Here is an 18,803-nt window from a genome sequence, read left to right on the forward strand (position 1 = left end):
CCAGCGGCTCGACCGCGCGCACCCGCGACACCGCGTACGTGCGCGACGGGCGCGAGTCGGTCCGCGACGTCGATCCGCTCGGGCTCGTGCTGGCCGCGGGCGACTGGTATCTGGTCGCGCTGCGCGACGGCCAGCGGCGCACGTACCGGGTGTCGCGGGTGCGCGCGGTCGAGCCGCTGGACGAGCCCGCCGTGCGCCCGGCCGGGTTCGACCTGGCCGACACCTGGGCGCGCTCGCGCCGCGAGCTGGAGCGGGAGCCGACCGCGGTCGAGGTGACCGTCCGCGTGTCGGCCTGGGCGCTGCCGCGCCTGCGCCGCCTGGTGCCCGTGCACGGGCAGCACCGGATCCCGCTGACCGCCGACGGCGAGGTCGAGCTGACGGTGCCGTTCGAGAACGAGCTGTGGGCGCTGTCGGCGCTGCTGAGCCTGGGCGCGCACGTCGAGGTGCGGGCTCCCGCGTCGCTGCGCGACCGGCTCGTCGGCGAGCTGCGTGCCGCCGCCGCCCGCTACGCCTGAGCCGGGCCGCCGTCGAGCTGGAAGTGCCAGATCACGACCACCGGGGAGTTGTCGTGCGCGGCGGCGGCCGCCTCCGGGCACCAGCGCAGCAGGTCCCAGGACATCTCCGTCGACAGCGTGTAGGGCACGGTCACCCCCGGCGGCCGCCCCGGCTCCGCGCAGTGGCGCACCTGGAAGCCCAGCGGCAGGGCCGCGGCCAGGTATGCGCTGAGCGGCCGGTGGTGCTCGACGAGGATGCTCGCGCGGCCGTTCGGCCCGGACCGGCGCGGCAGGGTCGGCCGCAGGTACGACAGCAGCAGGTGCGGGTCCGAGATCACCAGATGTCCGCCGGGCCGCAGCACCCGCGCGAACTCGGCCAGCACGGGCGCCAGGTCCGGCACGTGCGCCAGCGCCAGTCCGCACACGACGGTGTCCACCGAGTCGTCGGGCAGCGGGATCGCGTCGAGCCCGGCCTCGTGGAACGCGACGTCCGGCAGCCGCCGGGCGGCACGCTCCAGCATGGCGGCGGACTGGTCCACCCCGATCACCCGGTGGCCCAGCTCGGCCAGGTACGCCCCGTGCCGGCCGGTGCCGCAGGCCGCGTCGAGCGCGGTGCCGACGGGCAGCCCGTCGAGGATGCGGCGGACGAGCGGCTGCTCGATGTCGATCATCCCGTTGCCTGGCTCGTCGTAGGTCGGCGCCCAGGTCTCGTACACCTCGGCCGTGCTGATCGCGCCCGCCGGCACGACCTCGGCCTCCTCCTCCAGCGCCGGGACGTCCAGCAGGGCGCGGATCTCGGCGATGCGCGCCTCGACGAACGGGCGGTCGGCGCTGCCCTCGCGCAGGCCGCGCAGCAGGGCCGCACCTTCGATGCCGAGCAGGTACGCCAGCGGGCTGAGGTAGGTCATCCGGCGAAGATATCGACGTGTGACAGGTCGAGCCATCAGCTTTCCGCGTGGAGGAACCCGCCTCGACTTCGGACCGTGGCCGGCGCGCTTGACGCGGCAGCGAGGCGCATCTATCTTGGGGCGAGAACGGAAAGCGCTTTCCAAATCCCCTTCGCCCGAGGAGCAGCTCATGCGTACGACAAGGATCTGGCCGGCCGCCCTGGCCCTGGGCGCGGTCATCGCGACCGCCGCCCCGGCGCACGCCTGGCCGGGGCCGTACGTCACCGTCGCCCTCGACGGCAGCGGGGACTTCACCAGCGTCCAGGCCGCCGTCGACGCGGTGCCCGCCGGGAACGCGTCCACCTTCACCATCAAGATCCAGCCTGGCGTCTACCGGGGACAGGTGATCATCCCCGCGACCAAGCCGTACCTCGTCCTCCGCGGCCAGGGCCCCGACCCTTCGGCCGTGGTCATCAGCGACGACCGGGCCAACGGCACGCTCAAACCCGACGGCACCCCGTGGGGCACCTCCGGCAGCGCCTCGGTGACCATCGACGGGCACGACTTCTCCGCCCGGAACCTGACCTTCGAGAACGCGTTCGACGAGGCGGCCCACCCGGAGATCACCAACCGGCAGGCGGTGGCCGTGCTGACCCGCGCCGACCGGATCGTCTTCGACAACGTCCGGTTCCTCGGCAACCAGGACACCCTCTACGTCAACAGCCCGTCCGCCGACGTCCGGGCGCGGGTCTACCTGCGCAAGTGCTACGTCGAGGGCGACGTCGACTTCATCTTCGGGCGCGCCACCGCCGTCTTCGACCGCTGCCGCGTCCACTCGCTGGACCGCGGTTCCGCCAGCAACAACGGGTACGTCACCGCGGCCAGCACCAGCATCGCCAACCCGTACGGCCTGCTGTTCAGCCAGAGCACCTTCACCGGCACCGCACCGGACGGCACGGTCCACCTGGGACGGCCCTGGCACCCGAGCAACGACCCCAACGCGATCGCGCAGGTGCTCATCCGCGACTCGAAGCTCGGGGCGCACCTCATCGGCGCCGCGCCGTGGACCGACTTCGGGGCATTCTCCTGGCGCGACGCGCGCTACGCCGAGTACCGCAACCGGGGTGCGGGCGCGGTGGCCAGCCCCGACCGGCCGCAGCTCGACGACGCGACCGCCGCCGCGATGACGCCCGAGGCGTACCTCGCCGGAGCCGACGGCTGGAACCCGATCCGCTGAGCGCCGCTCACCGACCCGGCCGGAACCAGGTGTCGTGAGGATGCCGGCCGGGCCGGAAACCGTGCGCCTCGACCATCGCGACCGCCTGCGCGAAGCCGCGCGCGAGCGCCTGCGGGCTGTGCGCGTCGCTGCCGAAGGTGACCGCCTCCCCGCCCTCCTCGCCCCACCAGCGCACGATCTCCGGCTGCAACGGCCCGCCGGTGTTCACCTCCAGCACCCGGCCGCCGCCCGCCAGCGCCCGCAGCGCGTGGCGGAACTCGCCCTCGAACGCGTACGGGTCGAACGGCCCGGCCTGCTCCGGCCAGTAGCGGACCGCGTAGTCCACGTGCGCCAGCACGGTGAACACCGCCGAACCGGCGACCAGGCGCGGGATCTCGGCCAAGTAGTCCCGGACCACCTCGGCGGGCGGCCGGTGCTGGAAGTGGTGCGGCGGCTCCGCGAACCCGTCGCCGATCGGCAGGCAGTGCAGCGAGCCGAGCACCCGGTCGAACGCGCCGCCCGCCAGCAGCGCGGCGGCCCGCTCGCCGTGCCGGTGCGGCTCGCCCAGCTCGACCCCGGTGATGATGCGCAGCGCCGGGAACAGGTCACGGCACCGCTGCACGCACTCCAGGTAGCCGTCGGCGTCGAACGGCGGCGGGACGAGCAGCCCGTCCTCGCCGACGTAGTCCATCAGGAACAGGTGCTCCTCGTCGAGCACCTCGGCCCGCAGCGGCCAGGGCGTGAAGTCGACGTGCTCGGTGAAGGCGACCGCGGGCAGGCCCAGCTCGACCGCCCGCGCGCAGGTGCGCTCCATCGACCCGACATAGGCGTCCCAGGACCACTCGCTGTGCACATGCCCGTCCGCAGGCAGCACCATCCCCGTACCTCCCCGTATCCCCGAATAGGACATTCCAGCAGATGTGAGGGCGGTGCGCCATGGCATGGCCGTGCTAGAAGGAACAGGTGGATTTCGCCGAGGCGGAGCGCCGGACGGCCGCGCTCGATGCCCGCTACCGGCCGGTCGCGACCGCCCGGGTGGAGCCGTCCGAGCTGAGTGATGTGGAAGCGTTCGGCAGGCGGGTGACCGCGCGCCTGGCGGAGCTGAACGCGGACGCGGCGGAGGTGGCCGCCATGTCCAGCGACGTCGACCGGTACGGCATGGGTTCCATGCGGGAGATCCTGCTCGGCATGCGTCCGGGACGGTGAAGCACGGGCACGTCGTCGATCCAGCGGTGCGGGCGATCGGCCCGGAGGCCAAGCCCGCACCGCTGCGCCGGAGCTAGCTGCGGTACCGGAACACGATCCGGCCTCGGGCCAGGTCGTAGGGGCTCAGTTCCACGAGCACCCGGTCGAACGGAAGAATCTTGATGTAGTTCTTGCGGATCTTCCCGCTGATGTGGGCCAACACCTTGTGGCCGTTCTGCAGCTCGACCCGGAAGGTCGCGTTGCGCAGGCATTCGAGGACGGTGCCCTCGAGTTCGATGCCTTTCGAGGTTCTTGCCATGGTCGAAATCTCCTTTGGACGACGGTCAGCCGAGGATCAGTTCGAGGTTGCTGCCGGTGCGCCGGGCACCGATCCCCTCGAACAGGGCCGTGGCGGCCGCGTTGGATTCGGTGATCTCGGCCGAGGCGGTCTCCCGGCCGAGGTGGTGCAATGCGGTCAGGGTGTGGGCCAGCAGCGCGCGGGCGATGCCACGGCGCTGGTGCTCGGCCAGGACGGCGACCAGCCCGATCCGTGGCAGCCGGGTCACCATCGCGACCCGCAGCAGACCCACGTAACGGCCGCCCTGTGCCGCCACCGCGTATCGCGACCGGTCCAGCACCGGACGGACCAGGACCTCGGCCGGCATGTCCGGCCAGCCGGGGCCGGCGTCGACCTCGGCGCGGATCGCGCGGTCCAGGGCGTGCAGCGGGGCCTCCTCCGCGCTGCCGAAAGCCTTGATCATCACACCGGGCGGCGGAGCCGGGTCGAGCCCCGTGACGAGTGGATCGGTGGGCACGGCGTACTCCCACTCGCGGCGCCGTGTGGTGAAGCCGGCTCGCCGCCAGCGGTGGGTCAGGTCGAGGTCGGACTCGTCGACCACCGTGTACAGCGGCCGCGGCAGAGCTGTCATCATGGCCGCGGCCAGCCGGTCGAAGGCGGCGTCGTGCCAGGCGTCGATGCTGACGAACTGCCGCCCGTCGGGCCGCTGGGACACCTCGCCGCGGCCGACCACGAGGTCGTCCTCCAGCACATGCCACTGGCCGGGCGCGACGCGGGAGATCAGCACGGCATGGCTGAGTTTCGCAGGGTGCATAGGTTTGTCGCCTTTCGGGATCGCCTTGCGGGGGGCGCTCCCGGCGACACCTACGTCAGCGGCCGGCCCGTGACGACGAGGCGAGCACCCACATCGATACAACGTTCACGGGTCTCACCTCCTCCGGCAGTGTCACGGTGCGACGGAACGTACCAGCCTGCGAGGCGTGCCGTCCAACCGATTCCTCAAGACGCGATGGCGCATCCGGATCATGATCCGGCGGGTAGGCGGCGCACTGCGTCCTCGGACCAACGGAAACCACGACCTCCGCAGCGAACGACGTGCCTCAAGGGACAGTGCCACGGGGCACGACCCATCGGGTCTGCAGGCCGGAAACTGTGGCGATGTGCTCGAAATCGGAGTCGTAGTGGACGACGGTAGCGGCGTAGTGCTCCGCGATGGCTGCGGTGAGGATGTCCGGGCAACCCGCAGCTCGGTGCTGGCTTCGCCGAGCGAGCATCGCCTGTATCTCACGTGCGCGGCGAGCGATCTCCGGTGTCGGCGGGAGGTCCACGAAGCCTGCCGCTCGCAGAGCCGCGGTGCGCGCGTACTCTTCTGGGCTGCGCGCGGAGTAGAGCACTTCAAGGTCCACGACGATGCAGGTGGCGAGCAGGCCGGCCCTACCCATGCGGGTCAGCTCCGCCCGCACCGGGTCGTGCTGGACGCGGGCGATCGCACTGGTGTCGGCCAGATACAGTCCCGCAGGGATGGCAGTCACCGGCGGGCTGCCGCCCGGATCTCGGGGTCTGCCATGTCAGGGCTGCCCCAGACAAACGGGTCGTCGAAGATCTCGGCGCGTCGGCGACGTTCGGCGACGAAGGCGAGGGCCGCGTTCACGGTTTCGACCTTTGTCTTGGTGCCCAGTTCGCGAGCGGCTGCTTCCAGTTTGGTGTCGTCCAGATCAATCACAGTACGTGCCATGACATCAAGTATGCCTATCTTGATATCAAGATCACAATGTTGGGGCGATCTCGGGCGGCAGATAGCCGAACCACCGCAGCGCGGAGTGATCTGGCTGATGCCGAGCAGCTCAACTTTTCGCGCGCCGAGACATGCCAAGACGCGTCCGCGCAGCTCAGCGTGATGGAGTGGGCCCGGCGCGGCAGAATGCGAAATCGGTGCTGGGCAGTCGCGGGCGATCCGCTGCCAGTGCAGACGGCAAGGTCACGGCGGACACCGAACAGCCCGGCGGCGACCGGTCACCAGCCGTGACGGCCGGCCCGCCTCGCCCGCTCCGGTAACGGCGCGCCGATCTCGGCGGCGAAGTCGAGGAAGTCGCGATGCCCGGGCAGAGCGTCGAGGCACTCCTGCATCAACGCGGGGGCGCTGTCGGTGTCGCCGCGGCGGTGGGCGAGCCGCGCCCATAGAAAGACGATCTCAGGCCCGTCGAGTGCCGGGTGGGTGGTGAGCCGGTCGAGACGGTCCTCCTCGTCGGTGCCAGCGAACCGGTCGAGCAGCAGCTCGTGCCACAGCGCCAGCGACCCCGCCCGCTCGCGGTGGACGTGGTCCTCACTCCAGCGGCGGCGTGATGACTTCGCCGAGTTCACCGGAGTGAGCTGGTCGAGCGCGGCCAGGTAGGCGTCGGCGGCCACCGTCCAGGAGTCGGGCACGCCAGGGCAGGGCAGCATCCGCTCCAGCACCGTGGCCAACGGTGTCTCCTTCTCCGCGACCTTGCCATACCCGCGCAGCGTCCACCCGTACTGCGACTCCCACCGGATGAACTGCGGCATCGCCTTCTCGCAGAACGTCGTCAGACCTTCACGTTCCAGCAGCCGGCCCCACAGCACCGCGACCTCGTCGGACAGCACGATCCCGGCTGCCTCCACCGCGTCCTCGGACCGGAAGTACTGGTATGCGCAGGTCACTGACCAGGTCGAGGAGCAACTCAAGCGCAGCGGCACCCACGGTGCCCTCGCCTGCCCGCAGCGCGTCGCGCGACTGGGACACCAGTCGCTTGAACGTGAACCGCCACTGCGTGCGCTCCTTCGGCCGCACCCGCCGATCACCTGCGATGTACGAACCCGCCCGTGCCAGCTCCACGAACTGCCGCACCTCGGCCTGCACCGTCTGCGGATCGACAGCAGCGGCCGTACGCTGCCGGACCGTCACCGCCCCGGCCGGAGCGAGTTCGGCCTCGACCCGCTCACGGGTCGCCGCCGTCCCCCGCCAGTACACGGTCCACAACGCCTTCTGCAGCTGCTCACGGCTCAACGGGCCCGTCGCGGCGTAGAACTGTTCTCGATTCATGCGTTCCATCGGCACGGTCTCACCGCTCGCCGAAGGTGTCTTCAAGTACCAGACGAGCCCGTGGCGGCACCTCCTCGTCCGGGAAGACCTCAGCACACACCGCCAGCACCTCCTCGACCGTGGTGAGGTTCAGCCGCTCGACGAGAAACCGGATGTCGTCGGCATCCCGCCGCCGCGCGGCGAGCACCTTCATCGCCAGCAGGTGTTCCGGCGAGGCGGCCGATACCCGCAGCCCCGGATGGTCGAACACGCGCGGCGCCGCAGGGTCACCACCCGGTGCCACGTAGGCGCTGGCCTGCTCATTGAGCCACCACTGCGGCAGGCCGAGCTCACCGGCCACTGCCCTGGCCTCGTCCAGCACCACACCGTGCGGCTGAAACACCGCATCGATGTCGCGAGTCGACCGGCGGGCGTCATACGCCAGCGCCATCGCCGCACCGCCGAACACGTAGAGGTCCGCGACGACACCGCGGCGTGCCAGCCGCTCCCCGAGCCGCCGGAACGCGTCCTCGATCGCGACGCGGTCGAGCAGCGGATCATCGACGCTCACGCGACCTCCAGCTCCTGGGCGGCCACGTACACCCCTCGCCTCCGAAACGCCGCCGGCGCATGAACCAGCGCATCGACCCGTGCCGCACGGGTGTTGAACGGAAACCACAGCCTCCGCAGCGATTTTGACTCACCCCAGGCGGGAGCCCCCCGGCCGTCACGCGCCGCCAGATGCTCAGCCAGCGCGGCCAGAAACACATCCCACCGTTCGTCGCCGGTACCCGGCGGCTCGGCTGCCAGCATGCTCTGCCGCGCGTCGGAGGGTTCCCAGCGGTATTCCTCCAGGAACTCCGCCACCAACCGCCAGCGCCGCGACTCGTCGGCACCGACCAGCAGCGCGCCCAGCCGTGCCAAGGTCAACGGCTGGTACGCCACGCTTCGATCGCGCTCCGTCACGCCACCGACAGTAATACACGCCGTGGCCATGGCTCACGACCCGATCGTGGCTGGGCCGAGCGGCGGACTGGCAGGGTGAAACATTTCGCACCCAAGATCAAAGTGGGGCGGGCGGGACTCGAACCCGCGACCGAGGGATTATGAGTCCCCTGCTCTAACCTGCTGAGCTACCGCCCCGCGCCGGAGGAGCCCGGCGGCCAATAGCCTAGCGGGTCGGCACCGGTGCTTACACGCCCGATTCTCGCCGCGTCTCCTGTGTCAGGCCGCGCCGTCCCACCGCCTGTGCACGGCCCGGCCGAGCCGGCCCACGCTTACGGGGAACCTGCCTCTTCCAGGGCATTCATTCGCGCACCAGCCCCGAAAGTGCAGCCCACGCCAGGACGGGCCGGGTACGAGCGAGGCCCCGGGCGACTGCCCGGGGCCCCGAACTGCTGGCTCCCCCACTTGGACTCGAACCAAGAACCTGCCGGTTAACAGCCGGCTGCTCTGCCAATTGAGCTACAGGGGAATGTGCTCTCGACACGTGCTCCGGATCTCTCCGTGGCGGCGTGCCTCGACAAGAGTACAGGACGCCACCCCGGGTATGGCAAACGGGTAACCCCGGCCGGTCTGATGTCGCGCGATGCCCGCAGCAGGCAGGATGGGACTTATCACGCGATCGAGGATGAGGAGGCACGATGGGGAAGCTGGTGTGGTTCGCCGCGGGCGCGGCTGTCGGGTTCGTCTTCGGCACCCGTGCCGGGCGACAGACCTACGACGACCTGGTCGCCGGCACCCGGAAGCTGATGGAGCACCCCACGATGCAGGAGGCGGCGGGTCTGGTGCAGGCGCAGGCCGCCCGGCTCTACGACGAAGGGGTGCGCAAGCTCAACCAGCAGGTGTGACGCTCGCACCCGGCTCAGACGGCACGGCCGACCCCCGGCATCGGGCGGTCGGCCGCTCCGTCGAGGCCCACCGCGCCGAGCTCGTCGCGGGCGGCGTCGAGCTCCTCGGTGCCGTCGACCTCCAGGTGGTCGCAGTCGGCGCGTACGCCGCCCAGCACCGCGGCCAGCATCGTGCGGGCCGTCGCCGCGAGCTCCGGGTCGGCGTGGTTGCCCAGGCGCAGCTTGACCACCGACAGCCGGGCCCGGCGCAGCCGGGTGAGCGCCTGGGCGGGGCTCTCCGCGGCGTCGGCGAGCTGGGCGGCGCTCAGGCAGGCGCCGATCCGGGCGGGGTCGGCGCGCTCCAGCAGCCTGACGACGTCCTTGGAGCCGGAGACCAGGGTCTGCGGGGCGGCCTCGACGGCGACGCGGACGAGCCGGCCGGTGTGCCAGGCGATCTCGGTCAGCCCGCCGCTGAGGTCGGCCATCAGCCGGGCGGCCGCCTGCCACTCGCGTTCGCGCAGCTCGTGCAGCTCGTGCTCGCGGTCGGCGGCGCGCTCGGCCGCCTGCTCGGCGGCCTCCTGCGCGGCGCCCGGGGCGACGGGTGCAGGCGGCTGCGGGGCGCGGGCCAGGGCCGCGGTGGCGGAGCGGGGCAGCGTGGTGGAGATGGAGCCGTGCTGGCTGTCCTCGGGCAGCAGGTCGACCAGCACCCGGGCGAGGTCGAGCGTGTGCATCCACCAGGTGCGCCAGCTGCCGTCGGACGGCGTGGCGTCGGGGCCCGCGTCGAGGGTGACCACCTCCAGCCGCCGGGTGGCCAGCTCGTGCCGCAGCCGCTGGCGCAGGCCGAGCGAGGAGGCGAGGGTGGCGGCGAGGATCGGGCCCAGCCGCAGGCTCACGCTGAGCACGTCGGCGAAGAGGCGCTGGCGCTGCGGGACGACGCGGGCGTCGAGCGTCCGCAGGAGGGCGCGCACGTCCTTGACGTTCTCGACGGACACGACGGTCGCCACGTGCACAGTCTGTCCGTCGGGGTGTCGTAGGCGCATCGGTCACCTCCGCCCGGCGGCGTGTTGCGGAGAACGTACCCGTCTGATCCACATCAGACAAATAGAACTTAACAAATGAGCACATGAGCTTGATCTCGCTCATGTGCTCACTCATCCTCGCACAGGTTTAGCGGCACAGCACAGTGGTAAGGCGCCGGCTCGCCACGTACAGGCCAAGGGCCATCATGACGAGCAGGTATGCCACGTGGCCGAGCATCGCCCAGCCCAGCGCCCCGGTGGTGATGCCGCGGATCAGCTCGACCGCGTGGTAGAGCGGGGTCACCGCGATCAGCACCTCGACCGCCGGCGGGTAGTCCTGCACCGGCGAGAAGGTGCCGGAGAACAGGAACATCGCGAACTGCCCGGCGGTGATCAGGTCGAAGTCCTGCCAGCCGCGGATGTACGTGCTCACCGCCATGCCCACCGCGCCGAACGCCAGGCCCACCAGCCAGGTCGCCGGGAACGCCAGCAGCGCCCAGCCCGCCGAGGTCAGCCCCATCGCCACCATGACGACCAGGAACGCCCCGGTGTAGAGCGAACCCCGGATCATCGCCCAGAGCAGCTCGCCCGCGGCGATCTCGGCCGGGCGCAGCGGGGTGGCCAGCATCGCGTCGTACGTCTTCACGTACTTGAACTTGAAGAAGAAGTTGAACGTGGTCTCGGCGAGCGCGCCGGACATCGCCGACACCGCCAGCATCGCCGGGGCGACGAAGGTCGCGTACGACAGGACCTGCCCGTCCTTGAGCGTCAGGTCGCCGACGAGCGCCCCGACGCCGATCCCGATGGACAGCAGGTAGAGCACCGGCTCGAAGAAGCCCGAGAGCAGCACCAGCCAGTACGCGGGGCCGGAGCGCAGCGCCCCGACGTTGCGGTTGACGACCGCGCCGACCCGGGACGGCGTGATGATGCCGCTGCGGAACGCGCGCGCGACGGCGTACGTGGTGACCATGGTCCGTCCCCTCAGTCCGAGAGCCGTCGGCGGAACGCGCGCACGGCCAGCAGGCAGCCGAGCCCGGCCCAGAGCAGCAGATACGCCAGGTGCGCGGCGGCGGGCCAGGGCGGCGCGACGCCGAGCGTGGCCGCCCGGCACAGCTCCACCGCGTGCCACAGCGGCGACGCGTACGCCAGCGGCCGCAGCAGCTCCGGCAGCTGCGACACCGGGAAGAACACCCCGGCGAACAGCGTGGACGGGATGACCACGAACCGGAACAGCAGCGCGAAATAGCTGTCGTTCTCGATGGTCGCCGCGAACGCGCTGGTCGGCGCGGAGACCGCCACGCCGAGCAGGGCGCACACGAACGGCGTGACGACCACCCACGGCGAGTGGATCGCGCCGAACACCGCGCTGACCCCGAGGAACACCACCGAGGCGATGACCACCCGCAGCGCGATGTAGAGCTGGTAGCCGGCGATCATGTCGCCGATGCCGACCGGGGTGGCCCGCATGGCGTGGTAACCCTTGACCCACTTGAAGTCGCCCAGCACCGGGAACGTGGACTCGCCCACCGCCATCTGGAACGCGGTCGAGGCGAGCACGCCGGGCACGATCCAGTCGAGGTAGCTCACCCCGTCGACGCCGCTGATGTAGCCGCCCACGCCGATGCCGATGCTGACCACGAACAGCACCGGAAGGATGAACGACGAGAAGACCGAAGCCTGCCAGAGCCGCTTGTACGAGACGAGCGCCCGCTCCAGCACCGCGAGAGTGCCGGTCATCAGTCCACCAGCGTCCGGCCGGTGAGGATCAGGAACACGTCCTCCAGGGTGGAGCGGCGCACCAGCACGCTGGACGGGGTGAACCCGCGCCGGTGCACCTCGTTGACCGCGCCGTCGCCGTCGTCGCTGTAGAGCAGCAGCCGGTCCGGCAGCGGGTCGAGGCGCTCGCCCACCCCCGTGAGCTTCTCCACGTACGCCGCGGGCGGCTCCTCGCCGAAGCGCAGCTCGACCACCTCGCGGGTGGAGTACGTCTCGATCAGGTGGCGGGGTGAGCCCTCGGCCGCGATCTTCCCGGCGTCCATCACCACGAGCCGGTCGCACAGCTGCTCGGCCTCGTCCATGTAGTGCGTGGTCAGCACCAGCGTCACGCCGCGCTGCTTGAGCCGGAACAGCCGCTCCCACAGCAGGTGCCGGGCCTGCGGGTCCAGGCCGGTGGTCGGCTCGTCGAGCAGCACCAGGTCGGGTTCGTTGATCATCGCGCGGGCGATGGACAGGCGCCGTTTCATGCCGCCCGACAGCGGGTCGACGGTGCTCGCAGACTTCTCCGTGAGCTGCACGAACTCCAGCAGCTCGGTGGCGCGGCGGCGGGCCTCGGGGCGCGGGATGCCGAAATAGCGCGCGTAGGTCGTCAGGTTCTCGAAGACGGTCAGGTCCGGGTCGAGGTTGTCGGTCTGCGGGCAGACCCCCAGCCGGCCGCGGATCGCCGGGCCCTCGCGCACCGGATCCATGCCCAGGATGCGCAGCTCACCGGCGGTCGGCGTGGAGACGCAGCCGATCATCCGCATGGTGGAGGACTTGCCCGCGCCGTTCGGCCCCAGGAAGCCGAACGCCTCGCCGGGCGCGACCTCCAGGTCGATGCCGTCGACCGCGGTGAAGTCGCCGAAGCGTTTGACGAGGCCGCGGGCATAGATCATGGGGGGTCGTTGCTCGCTCACCCGGCGACCCTAACCGCAGCCCCCGACAAACTCGCGGCCTTTTTCCCGATTCACCGCCGGCCCCAGCGGAAGGCCGTCAGAGGTCGCCCTGGGACTGGGCGACGAGCTGGTCGGTGGCGGCCACGACGGCCGGGTCCTCGCCGTCGGTGCCCCGGTCGTAGCGGACCGCCCAGGTCAGGCCGTCGACGCCGACCTCCCGCCGGGCGAACACCCACACGCCGCCGCCGGGCAGCTCGTAGTGCTGCGGGTGGCGCACCGAGCCGGTCACCCGCAGGCGCACCTGGTGCGGCAGGTGGTCCGGGTCGGTGAGCTTCAGCCGCACCGGCTCCCCGTCGGCGACCACCTGGTAGCCGGCCCGCTCGGCGACCAGCTCGCCCGGGGTCACCACCAGGTGCTCGCCGTCCCACACGGCCTTGTCGATGCGGTGCCAGCCGGTGCGCGTGCCGTCCCACCACAGTCCCAGGTTGGTGGCGACGACCACGTCGCCGTCCGCCGCGGGCGCCCAGGCCAGCACGCGCTCGTCCCGGGCGAGGTCGGGGCGGTGCTCCTCGGGCAGCACGCGGCGCCCGCCGAACAGTCGGAACTTCATCACAGCCCTCCGGCGGCCTTCTCCTTGAGCGCCCGGGAGTGCTGCTCCAGGGCGACGAGTTCGGTGAACCGGGCACGGTACTCGTCGGCCTCGGTCACCGGGTTGATGCGCTGCAGCCGCGACTTGACCTCGCCGATGCGCTGGTGCAGCCCGGCCAGCTGCAACCGGGCCAGCACGACGTGCAGGTATGCCGAGTCGGGCTCGCCGTCGTAGCGCACCGGCTCCACCGCCAGCTCCAGCACCAGCATCTGCGCGGCGAGGTCGGCGCAGGCGTCGCGCACGCTGTTGACCCAGCCGGCGCCGGACACCCCCGCGCTCGCGCCGCCCGCCGCCGTGATCGCCGCCCGGACGTCACGGTACGGCGGGTGGGCGTAGTGGCCCTCGTCGACGGCGTCGAACACCGGGCCGGCCAGCACCGGCTGCTGGATGGCGAGCTTGAGCGCCTCGCGCTCCACCACCAGGCGCGGGTTGTCCGGCGCGGGCGTGGACGGGCGCGGCGCGGGGACCGGTGCCCCCTCGGCGCCCGCGTTGCGCACGGCGGTGCGCACCTGGTCCACGTCGACGCCGATGTCGCCGGCGAGTTTCTGCGCGTACCCGGTGAGCAGTGATCTGTCCTTGATCTTGGCGACCATCGGGGCGGTGGCCCGCAGCGCGGCCACCCGGCCCTCGACCGTGTCGAGGTCGTAGCGGGCCAGCGTGGAGCGCAGCGCGAACGCGATCAGCGGCTCCCGGCTGGCCACCAGGTCGCGCACGGCCAGGTCGCCCTTGGCCAGGCGCAGCTCGCACGGGTCCATGTTGTCGGGGCTGACCGCGATGAAGGTCTGCGAGACGAAGCGCTGCTCGTCGCCGAACGCCCGCAGCGCCGCCTTCTGCCCCGCCGCGTCGCCGTCGAAGGTGAAGATGATCTCCCCGGCGAAGGCGTCGGTGTCCAGCAGCAGCCGCCGCAGCACCCCGATGTGGTCCGCCCCGAACGAGGTGCCGCAGGTCGCCACGGCCGTGGTCACCCCGGCCAGGTGGCAGGCCATGACATCGGTGTACCCCTCGACGATCACCGCCCGGCCCTGCTTGGCGATCTCCCGTTTGGCCTGGTCGATGCCGTAGAGCACATGCGACTTCTTGTACAGCGGCGTCTCGGGGGTGTTCAGGTACTTCGGGCCGTCGTCGTCGTCGAACAGCTTGCGCGCGCCGAACCCGATCACGTCGCCCGACACGTCCCGGATCGGCCACAGCAGCCGCCGCCGGAACCGGTCCACCAGGCTGCCCGAACGGGCCGGACGGGCCAGGCCCGCGGTCTCCATCTCGGCCGCGCTGAACCCCTGCTGGCGCAGGTGCCGGACCAGCAGGTCCCACTCCGCCGGGGCGAACCCGCAGCCGTAGCGCTGCGCGGCGTCCCGGTCGAACCCGCGCTCGGCGAGGAACTCCCGCGCCGCCCGCGCCCCCGGCGTCAGCAGCTGCGCGGCGTAGAACTCCTGCGCCGCCGCGTGCGCGGCCACCAGGCGCTGGCGCTGCCCGGCCTGCGGGCGCGCCGGGGCGGGGCCGCCCTCGATCCGGCGCAGCTCGATGCCCGCCCGGTCGGCCAGCCGCTCCACCGACTCGATGAAGGACAGGTGATCGATCTTCTGGACGAAGTTGATCACATCACCGCCCTCGCCGCAGCCGTGGCAGAACCACACGTTGCGCGCCTGCGAGACGGTGAACGACGGCGTCTTCTCGTCGTGGAACGGGCACAGGCCCTTCAGGTTGCCGCCGCCCGCGTTCTTGAGGGTGACCTGCTCACCGGCCACGTCCACGATCGAGCTGCGCTCGCGTACGAGCGCGATGTCCTCATCGCGGATCCGACCCCCGGCCATGCGCTACATCCTGCCAGGGGCAGCCGGGCGAGCGCACAGCCGATACCGTGCGATCGTGGCCCACCCCACCCCCGCCCCGGAACCCGCCCGCCGCGCGACCGACGACATCGAGCTCACCATCGCCCTCGCCGAGTACGCCAAGCTCACCGAATCCCGGCGGGCGATCAGCGACCAGGCGCACAACCGCTACAACTTCTTCCTGGTCATCGCCACCGGCGTGGCCGCCGTGTCCGCCGGCGTGCTGGGCAGCGACATCAACGACAACGTGCGCATCGGCGCCGTCGCCGCGCTCGCCCTGCTGGTGCTGCTCATGGGCCCCACGGTGTTCCTGCGCCAGCTCCGGTTCAGCAACGCCGGCCGCAACTACGCCGTCGCCGAGGAGGCGATGCGCACCTACCTGGTCCGGCGGGCGCCCCAGCTCGCGCCGTACGTGCTGCTGCCGACGCTCGACGACGCCGGGCTGCTCGCGCCCACCAACTCGCGCCGCCGCAGCCGCGACGCGGTGGGCCTCGCCGCCACCATCGGCCTGGTCAACAGCACGCTGCTCGCGGCCGCGGGCGCGCTCCTGGTCAGCGGCCTGCTCGACGGCTGGCCGGTGGTGCTGGTCGCGCTCGCGCTGTTCGCCGGGGCCGCCGCGGTGCACCTGTGGTGGGTCGGCCGCACCGTCCGCCACGACGCCGCCGAGCGCGGGCGCGTGCTCGCCGGTCGTGCCCTCGACGTCCTGGACGCGGGAGGCTTGATCGCTGATTCTGGTCGGGATGCGTAGTCAGACTGCAGTTCTCGACCGGAAACAGCGATCTCCGCGGCGCCACCCCCGCCCACCGGGCGCCACCCTCCCGGAGGGCGGCGCCCGGGGCTAGTCGCCCGGGGCGGTGAGCCGCTGGTGCCAGGCCTGGGCGGCGGTGTCGGTGAGGGAGGCGACCTGGTCCACCACCACCCGGCAGCGGGCCGTGTCGTCGGCCGCGGCCCGCCACAGCGGGGCGAAGACCGGGTCCAGCTCGTCGGGGGCCCGGTCGGCCAGCACCCGGACCAGGTCGGTGAGGATCTCCCGCTGCTCGGCGTACCACGGCTCCATGCCGCGCCGGCGCATCACGTACCGCAGCGCGATGCCCTTGAGCAGGGCGCACCTGATCCGGGCGGCGGGCGGCACGATCAGGTCGGCGTCGTAGCGGCGCAGCATGCCGTCGCCGTACTTCTCGCGGGTGGCGTCGACCGCCGCGGCCACGAACCGTCCGGTCAGGACGCTGGTGCACCGCTTGAGCGCGAGCTGCGCCTTGAACGACCCGTCGTAGCCGGCCAGCGGCGCGACGACGGGGTCGGCGAGCAGCTCCAGCAGCGCCTCGTGCAGCACGGCCGGGGACTCCGGCGAGTACACGGCGGCCACGTCCGCGCAGAGCGCGGCGCGCTCGTCGGCGTCGGCGAGCAGCGGCCCCAGCTCGATGAACCCGGAGTAGAGCCCGTCCTCGACGTCGTGCACCGAGTACGCCACGTCGTCGGACCAGTCCATGACCTGCGCCTCCAGGCAGCGCCGGTCGTCGTCGGGGGCGCCCAGCCGCACCCAGTCGAAGACCGGGCGGTCGTCGGCGTACACCCCGAACTTGCGCGTGCCCGCCCGGCGCGGCCACGGGTACTTGCAGGTCGCGTCGAGCGAGGCCCGGGTCAGGTTGAGCCCCGCGCCCTCGATCTTGGCCTCCAGCCGGGTGAGTACGCGCAGCGTCTGCGCGTTGCCCTCGAAACCGCCCCACGCCCGGCTGACCTCGTCGAGCGCGTCCTCGCCGTTGTGCCCGAACGGCGGGTGCCCGAGGTCGTGCGCGAGCCCGGCGACGTCCACGACGTCGGGGTCGCAGCCCAGCCGGGCGCCCGTCTCGCGGGCGATCTGCGCCACCTCGATCGAGTGCGTCAGCCGCGTACGCAGGAAGTCGCCGCTGCCCGCGGTGTGCACCTGGGTCTTGGCGGCCAGCCGCCGGAACCCGGCCGAGTGCAGCACCCGCGCCCGGTCGCGCTCGTAGGGACTGCGGCCGAAGCCGGTGTCCTTGGCCGGCTCGGGGATGAACCGCTCGCTGGGATCGACCATCAACCAAGACTACTGACCGGAACCGCCGTATTCACGCACGCCGCATGAACGCTCGGCGGCACCGTCCACCTTGGCATCGAAGGTTATTGACATTCGTGTTGCGGGCACGTTAAGTGAGTGAGCAAGAGAGCGCTCTCACACACCCACCACGGACCGGTCCGCCGCCCGCGCCGCTCCTCCCCCGGTGCGCGGACCGACCCTGTCCCCCTGGAGGAATGCCCTGATGAGCAGACGATTCTCCGGCAGCAGGCTGGCCGCGGCATCCGCCGGCCTGACCTTCCTGGTCGCCGTCACCGCGGCGGCGGTCAGTGCGCTGCCCGCCAACGCCTCGCTGCCCGCCACGCCCTCGGGCTGGCAGCTGGTCTGGAGCGACGACTTCAACGGCGCCAACAACACGCTGCCGTCGTCCAGCAACTGGATCATCGACACCGGCACGAGCTACCCCGGCGGTCCCGCCAACTGGGGCACCGGCGAGATCCAGACGTACACCAACAGCACGAGCAACCTCCGCCAGGACGGCGCGGGCAACCTGCTGATCACGCCGATCCGCAACGGTTCGAGCTGGACCTCGGCCCGTATCGAGACGGTCCGCACGGACTTCAAGCCGGCCGCCGGGCGCGTCCTGCGCATCGAGGGCCGCATCCAGATGCCCAACGTCACCGGCGCCGCGGCGGCCGGCTACTGGCCCGCGTTCTGGGCGCTGGGCGCGCCCTACCGGGGCAACTACCAGAACTGGCCGAGCATCGGCGAGTTCGACGTCATGGAGAACGTCAACGGCATCAACTCGGTGTGGGGCGTGCTGCACTGCGGCGTCAACCCCGGCGGCCCGTGCAACGAGACCAACGGCCTCGGCGCGAGCCGCGCCTGCCCGGGCAGCACCTGCCAGTCGGCGTTCCACACGTACCGGTTCGAGTGGGACCGCACCAACGAGAACGCCCAGCAGCTGCGCTGGTACGTCGACGGCACGCTCTACCACACCGTGAACCAGAGCCAGGTCGGCTCGTACTGGTCGAACATGACCTCGCACGCGGGCTACTTCCTGCTGCTCAACGTGGCTATGGGCGGCGCGTTCCCGAACGGCGTGGCGGGCTCGGCGACGCCGACCGGCAGCACCGTCTCCGGCCAGCCGATGCGGGTGGACTACGTGGCCGTCTACCAGACCACCGGCGGCACGACCCCGCCGTCGTCGCCGCCGCCGTCCAGCCCGCCGCCGGGCGGCAGCCGTGACGCGTACGCCAACATCCAGGCGGAGAGCCGCAACGCGGAGTCCGGCACCACGATCTACGAGGGCTACTACGTCGGCGCGCTCAACAACGGCAACTGGCTGCGGTTCGACAACGTCAACTTCGGCTCGCCCCGGCCGCTGGACTTCGTGACGCGGGCCGCGTCCGGGGCCGGGGGCGGCGTCAGCGGGCTGGTCGAGGTGCGGATCGACAGCCTGTCCAACGCACCGATCGGCAGTTTCGCCATCGCCAATACCGGCGGCTGGACGAGCTGGCGGGAGATACCGGCCAACGTGGGTTCGGTGACCGGCACGCACACGGTCTACCTGACCTTCACCTCCGGCCAGCCCAGCGACTTCGTCAACATCGACTGGATCCGGTTCCGGCGCTGACGACTCCTGCCGCGGGCCGGTGGCATGCCGCCGGT

General features: G+C 71.7%; 22 protein-coding genes, 2 tRNA genes and 1 pseudogene. 6 read left to right on the plus strand and 19 right to left on the minus strand.

Annotation, left to right across the window (positions count from 1 at the left end):
- Nucleotides 1-515 (plus strand): WYL domain-containing protein (locus tag AB0J67_RS09840; protein ID WP_363478866.1); only part of this gene is annotated, 515 nt, incomplete at its 5' end.
- Here the strand turns inward: AB0J67_RS09840 and AB0J67_RS09845 are convergent.
- The gene (locus AB0J67_RS09845; RefSeq protein WP_363478869.1) at nucleotides 506-1,402 is read right to left on the minus strand and encodes a class I SAM-dependent methyltransferase; all 897 of its coding nucleotides are present in this window, start codon (nucleotides 1,400-1,402) and stop codon (nucleotides 506-508) included. The genes AB0J67_RS09840 and AB0J67_RS09845 overlap by 10 nt on opposite strands.
- 169 nt (nucleotides 1,403-1,571) lie before the next feature.
- On the opposite strand from AB0J67_RS09845, the gene AB0J67_RS09850 reads away from it, so the two are divergent.
- Complete coding sequence (locus AB0J67_RS09850) at nucleotides 1,572-2,618, plus strand: pectinesterase family protein (RefSeq protein WP_363478872.1); 1,047 nt, start codon at nucleotides 1,572-1,574, stop codon at nucleotides 2,616-2,618.
- Between the two features lie 7 nt (nucleotides 2,619-2,625).
- On the opposite strand, the gene AB0J67_RS09855 is transcribed toward AB0J67_RS09850, so the two are convergent.
- The gene (locus tag AB0J67_RS09855; RefSeq protein ID WP_363478875.1) at nucleotides 2,626-3,474 is read right to left on the minus strand and encodes a PHP domain-containing protein; all 849 of its coding nucleotides are present in this window, start codon (nucleotides 3,472-3,474) and stop codon (nucleotides 2,626-2,628) included.
- An 86-nt stretch (nucleotides 3,475-3,560) separates the two neighbouring features.
- Here AB0J67_RS09855 and AB0J67_RS09860 point away from each other — a divergent pair, with 86 nt between their 5' ends.
- Nucleotides 3,561-3,803, plus strand: coding sequence for a hypothetical protein (locus AB0J67_RS09860; RefSeq protein WP_363478877.1), 243 nt, complete (start codon nucleotides 3,561-3,563; stop codon nucleotides 3,801-3,803).
- A 73-nt stretch (nucleotides 3,804-3,876) separates the two neighbouring features.
- On the opposite strand, the gene infA is transcribed toward AB0J67_RS09860, so the two are convergent.
- From infA to AB0J67_RS09910, 10 genes are all read right to left on the minus strand, one after another.
- Nucleotides 3,877-4,101, minus strand: coding sequence for a translation initiation factor IF-1 (gene infA / locus AB0J67_RS09865; protein WP_363478880.1), 225 nt, complete (start codon nucleotides 4,099-4,101; stop codon nucleotides 3,877-3,879).
- A 25-nt stretch (nucleotides 4,102-4,126) separates the two neighbouring features.
- Nucleotides 4,127-4,894: a GNAT family N-acetyltransferase gene (locus AB0J67_RS09870; RefSeq protein ID WP_363478883.1), complete on the minus strand. Its 768-nt coding sequence runs from the start codon at nucleotides 4,892-4,894 to the stop codon at nucleotides 4,127-4,129.
- 286 nt (nucleotides 4,895-5,180) lie between these two features.
- The gene (locus AB0J67_RS09875) at nucleotides 5,181-5,612 is read right to left on the minus strand and encodes a PIN domain nuclease (protein WP_363478886.1); all 432 of its coding nucleotides are present in this window, start codon (nucleotides 5,610-5,612) and stop codon (nucleotides 5,181-5,183) included.
- A complete protein-coding gene (locus AB0J67_RS09880) occupies nucleotides 5,609-5,815 on the minus strand; it encodes a type II toxin-antitoxin system VapB family antitoxin (RefSeq protein WP_363478889.1) in 207 nt (68 codons plus the stop codon). The genes AB0J67_RS09875 and AB0J67_RS09880 overlap by 4 nt, the downstream gene beginning before the upstream one ends.
- Before the next feature lie 278 nt (nucleotides 5,816-6,093).
- A complete protein-coding gene (locus AB0J67_RS09885; RefSeq protein ID WP_363478892.1) occupies nucleotides 6,094-6,720 on the minus strand; it encodes a hypothetical protein in 627 nt (208 codons plus the stop codon).
- Entirely contained in the window at nucleotides 6,653-7,156 is a 504-nt protein-coding gene (locus AB0J67_RS09890; RefSeq protein ID WP_363478895.1) for a hypothetical protein, read from the minus strand. The genes AB0J67_RS09885 and AB0J67_RS09890 overlap by 68 nt, the downstream gene beginning before the upstream one ends.
- 4 nt (nucleotides 7,157-7,160) lie before the next feature.
- Nucleotides 7,161-7,691: a DUF6036 family nucleotidyltransferase gene (locus AB0J67_RS09895; RefSeq protein ID WP_363478898.1), complete on the minus strand. Its 531-nt coding sequence runs from the start codon at nucleotides 7,689-7,691 to the stop codon at nucleotides 7,161-7,163.
- On the minus strand, nucleotides 7,688-8,086 hold the full coding sequence (locus AB0J67_RS09900; protein WP_363478901.1) for a hypothetical protein: 399 nt from the start codon (nucleotides 8,084-8,086) through the stop codon (nucleotides 7,688-7,690). Before AB0J67_RS09900 ends, AB0J67_RS09895 begins: the two co-directional genes overlap by 4 nt.
- A gap of 103 nt (nucleotides 8,087-8,189) precedes the next feature.
- Nucleotides 8,190-8,263: transfer RNA gene (locus tag AB0J67_RS09905), tRNA-Ile, on the minus strand.
- A gap of 255 nt (nucleotides 8,264-8,518) precedes the next feature.
- Nucleotides 8,519-8,594, minus strand: a tRNA-Asn gene (locus tag AB0J67_RS09910).
- A gap of 169 nt (nucleotides 8,595-8,763) precedes the next feature.
- Between AB0J67_RS09910 and AB0J67_RS09915 the strand changes: the two are divergent.
- Nucleotides 8,764-8,955: pseudogene (locus tag AB0J67_RS09915) on the plus strand (hypothetical protein); the annotation flags it as partial.
- 29 nt (nucleotides 8,956-8,984) lie between these two features.
- Here the strand turns inward: AB0J67_RS09915 and AB0J67_RS09920 are convergent.
- From AB0J67_RS09920 to dnaG, 6 genes are all read right to left on the minus strand, one after another.
- Complete coding sequence (locus tag AB0J67_RS09920; RefSeq protein ID WP_363478904.1) at nucleotides 8,985-9,953, minus strand: hypothetical protein; 969 nt, start codon at nucleotides 9,951-9,953, stop codon at nucleotides 8,985-8,987.
- A gap of 163 nt (nucleotides 9,954-10,116) precedes the next feature.
- Nucleotides 10,117-10,938 (minus strand): ABC transporter permease, encoded by an 822-nt coding sequence (locus AB0J67_RS09925; protein WP_363478907.1) that lies wholly within the window; start codon nucleotides 10,936-10,938, stop codon nucleotides 10,117-10,119.
- An 11-nt stretch (nucleotides 10,939-10,949) separates the two neighbouring features.
- Nucleotides 10,950-11,705, minus strand: coding sequence for an ABC transporter permease (locus AB0J67_RS09930; protein ID WP_363478910.1), 756 nt, complete (start codon nucleotides 11,703-11,705; stop codon nucleotides 10,950-10,952).
- On the minus strand, nucleotides 11,705-12,619 hold the full coding sequence (locus AB0J67_RS09935; protein ID WP_363479057.1) for an ABC transporter ATP-binding protein: 915 nt from the start codon (nucleotides 12,617-12,619) through the stop codon (nucleotides 11,705-11,707). The genes AB0J67_RS09930 and AB0J67_RS09935 overlap by 1 nt, the downstream gene beginning before the upstream one ends.
- Nucleotides 12,620-12,716: 97 nt before the next feature.
- Nucleotides 12,717-13,229 carry a hypothetical protein gene (locus AB0J67_RS09940; protein ID WP_363478913.1) on the minus strand — a complete coding sequence of 171 codons (513 nt, stop codon included), beginning with the start codon at nucleotides 13,227-13,229 and terminating at the stop codon, nucleotides 12,717-12,719.
- On the minus strand, nucleotides 13,229-15,079 hold the full coding sequence (dnaG, locus tag AB0J67_RS09945) for a DNA primase (protein ID WP_363478916.1): 1,851 nt from the start codon (nucleotides 15,077-15,079) through the stop codon (nucleotides 13,229-13,231). Before dnaG ends, AB0J67_RS09940 begins: the two co-directional genes overlap by 1 nt.
- A 55-nt stretch (nucleotides 15,080-15,134) precedes the next feature.
- Between dnaG and AB0J67_RS09950 the strand changes: the two genes are divergently transcribed.
- A complete protein-coding gene (locus AB0J67_RS09950; protein WP_363478919.1) occupies nucleotides 15,135-15,845 on the plus strand; it encodes a hypothetical protein in 711 nt (236 codons plus the stop codon).
- A 90-nt stretch (nucleotides 15,846-15,935) separates the two neighbouring features.
- Here the strand turns inward: AB0J67_RS09950 and AB0J67_RS09955 are convergent, their stop codons facing one another.
- Nucleotides 15,936-17,153, minus strand: a complete 1,218-nt coding sequence (locus AB0J67_RS09955; protein WP_363478922.1) for a deoxyguanosinetriphosphate triphosphohydrolase — start codon at nucleotides 17,151-17,153, stop codon at nucleotides 15,936-15,938.
- A 223-nt stretch (nucleotides 17,154-17,376) separates the two neighbouring features.
- On the opposite strand from AB0J67_RS09955, the gene AB0J67_RS09960 reads away from it, so the two are divergent.
- Complete coding sequence (locus tag AB0J67_RS09960) at nucleotides 17,377-18,768, plus strand: carbohydrate-binding protein (protein WP_363478925.1); 1,392 nt, start codon at nucleotides 17,377-17,379, stop codon at nucleotides 18,766-18,768.
- Nucleotides 18,769-18,803: the final 35 nt, after the last annotated feature.

The sequence above is a fragment of the Catellatospora sp. NPDC049609 genome, from assembly GCF_040675365.1.
Lineage (GTDB): Bacteria > Actinomycetota > Actinomycetes > Mycobacteriales > Micromonosporaceae > Catellatospora.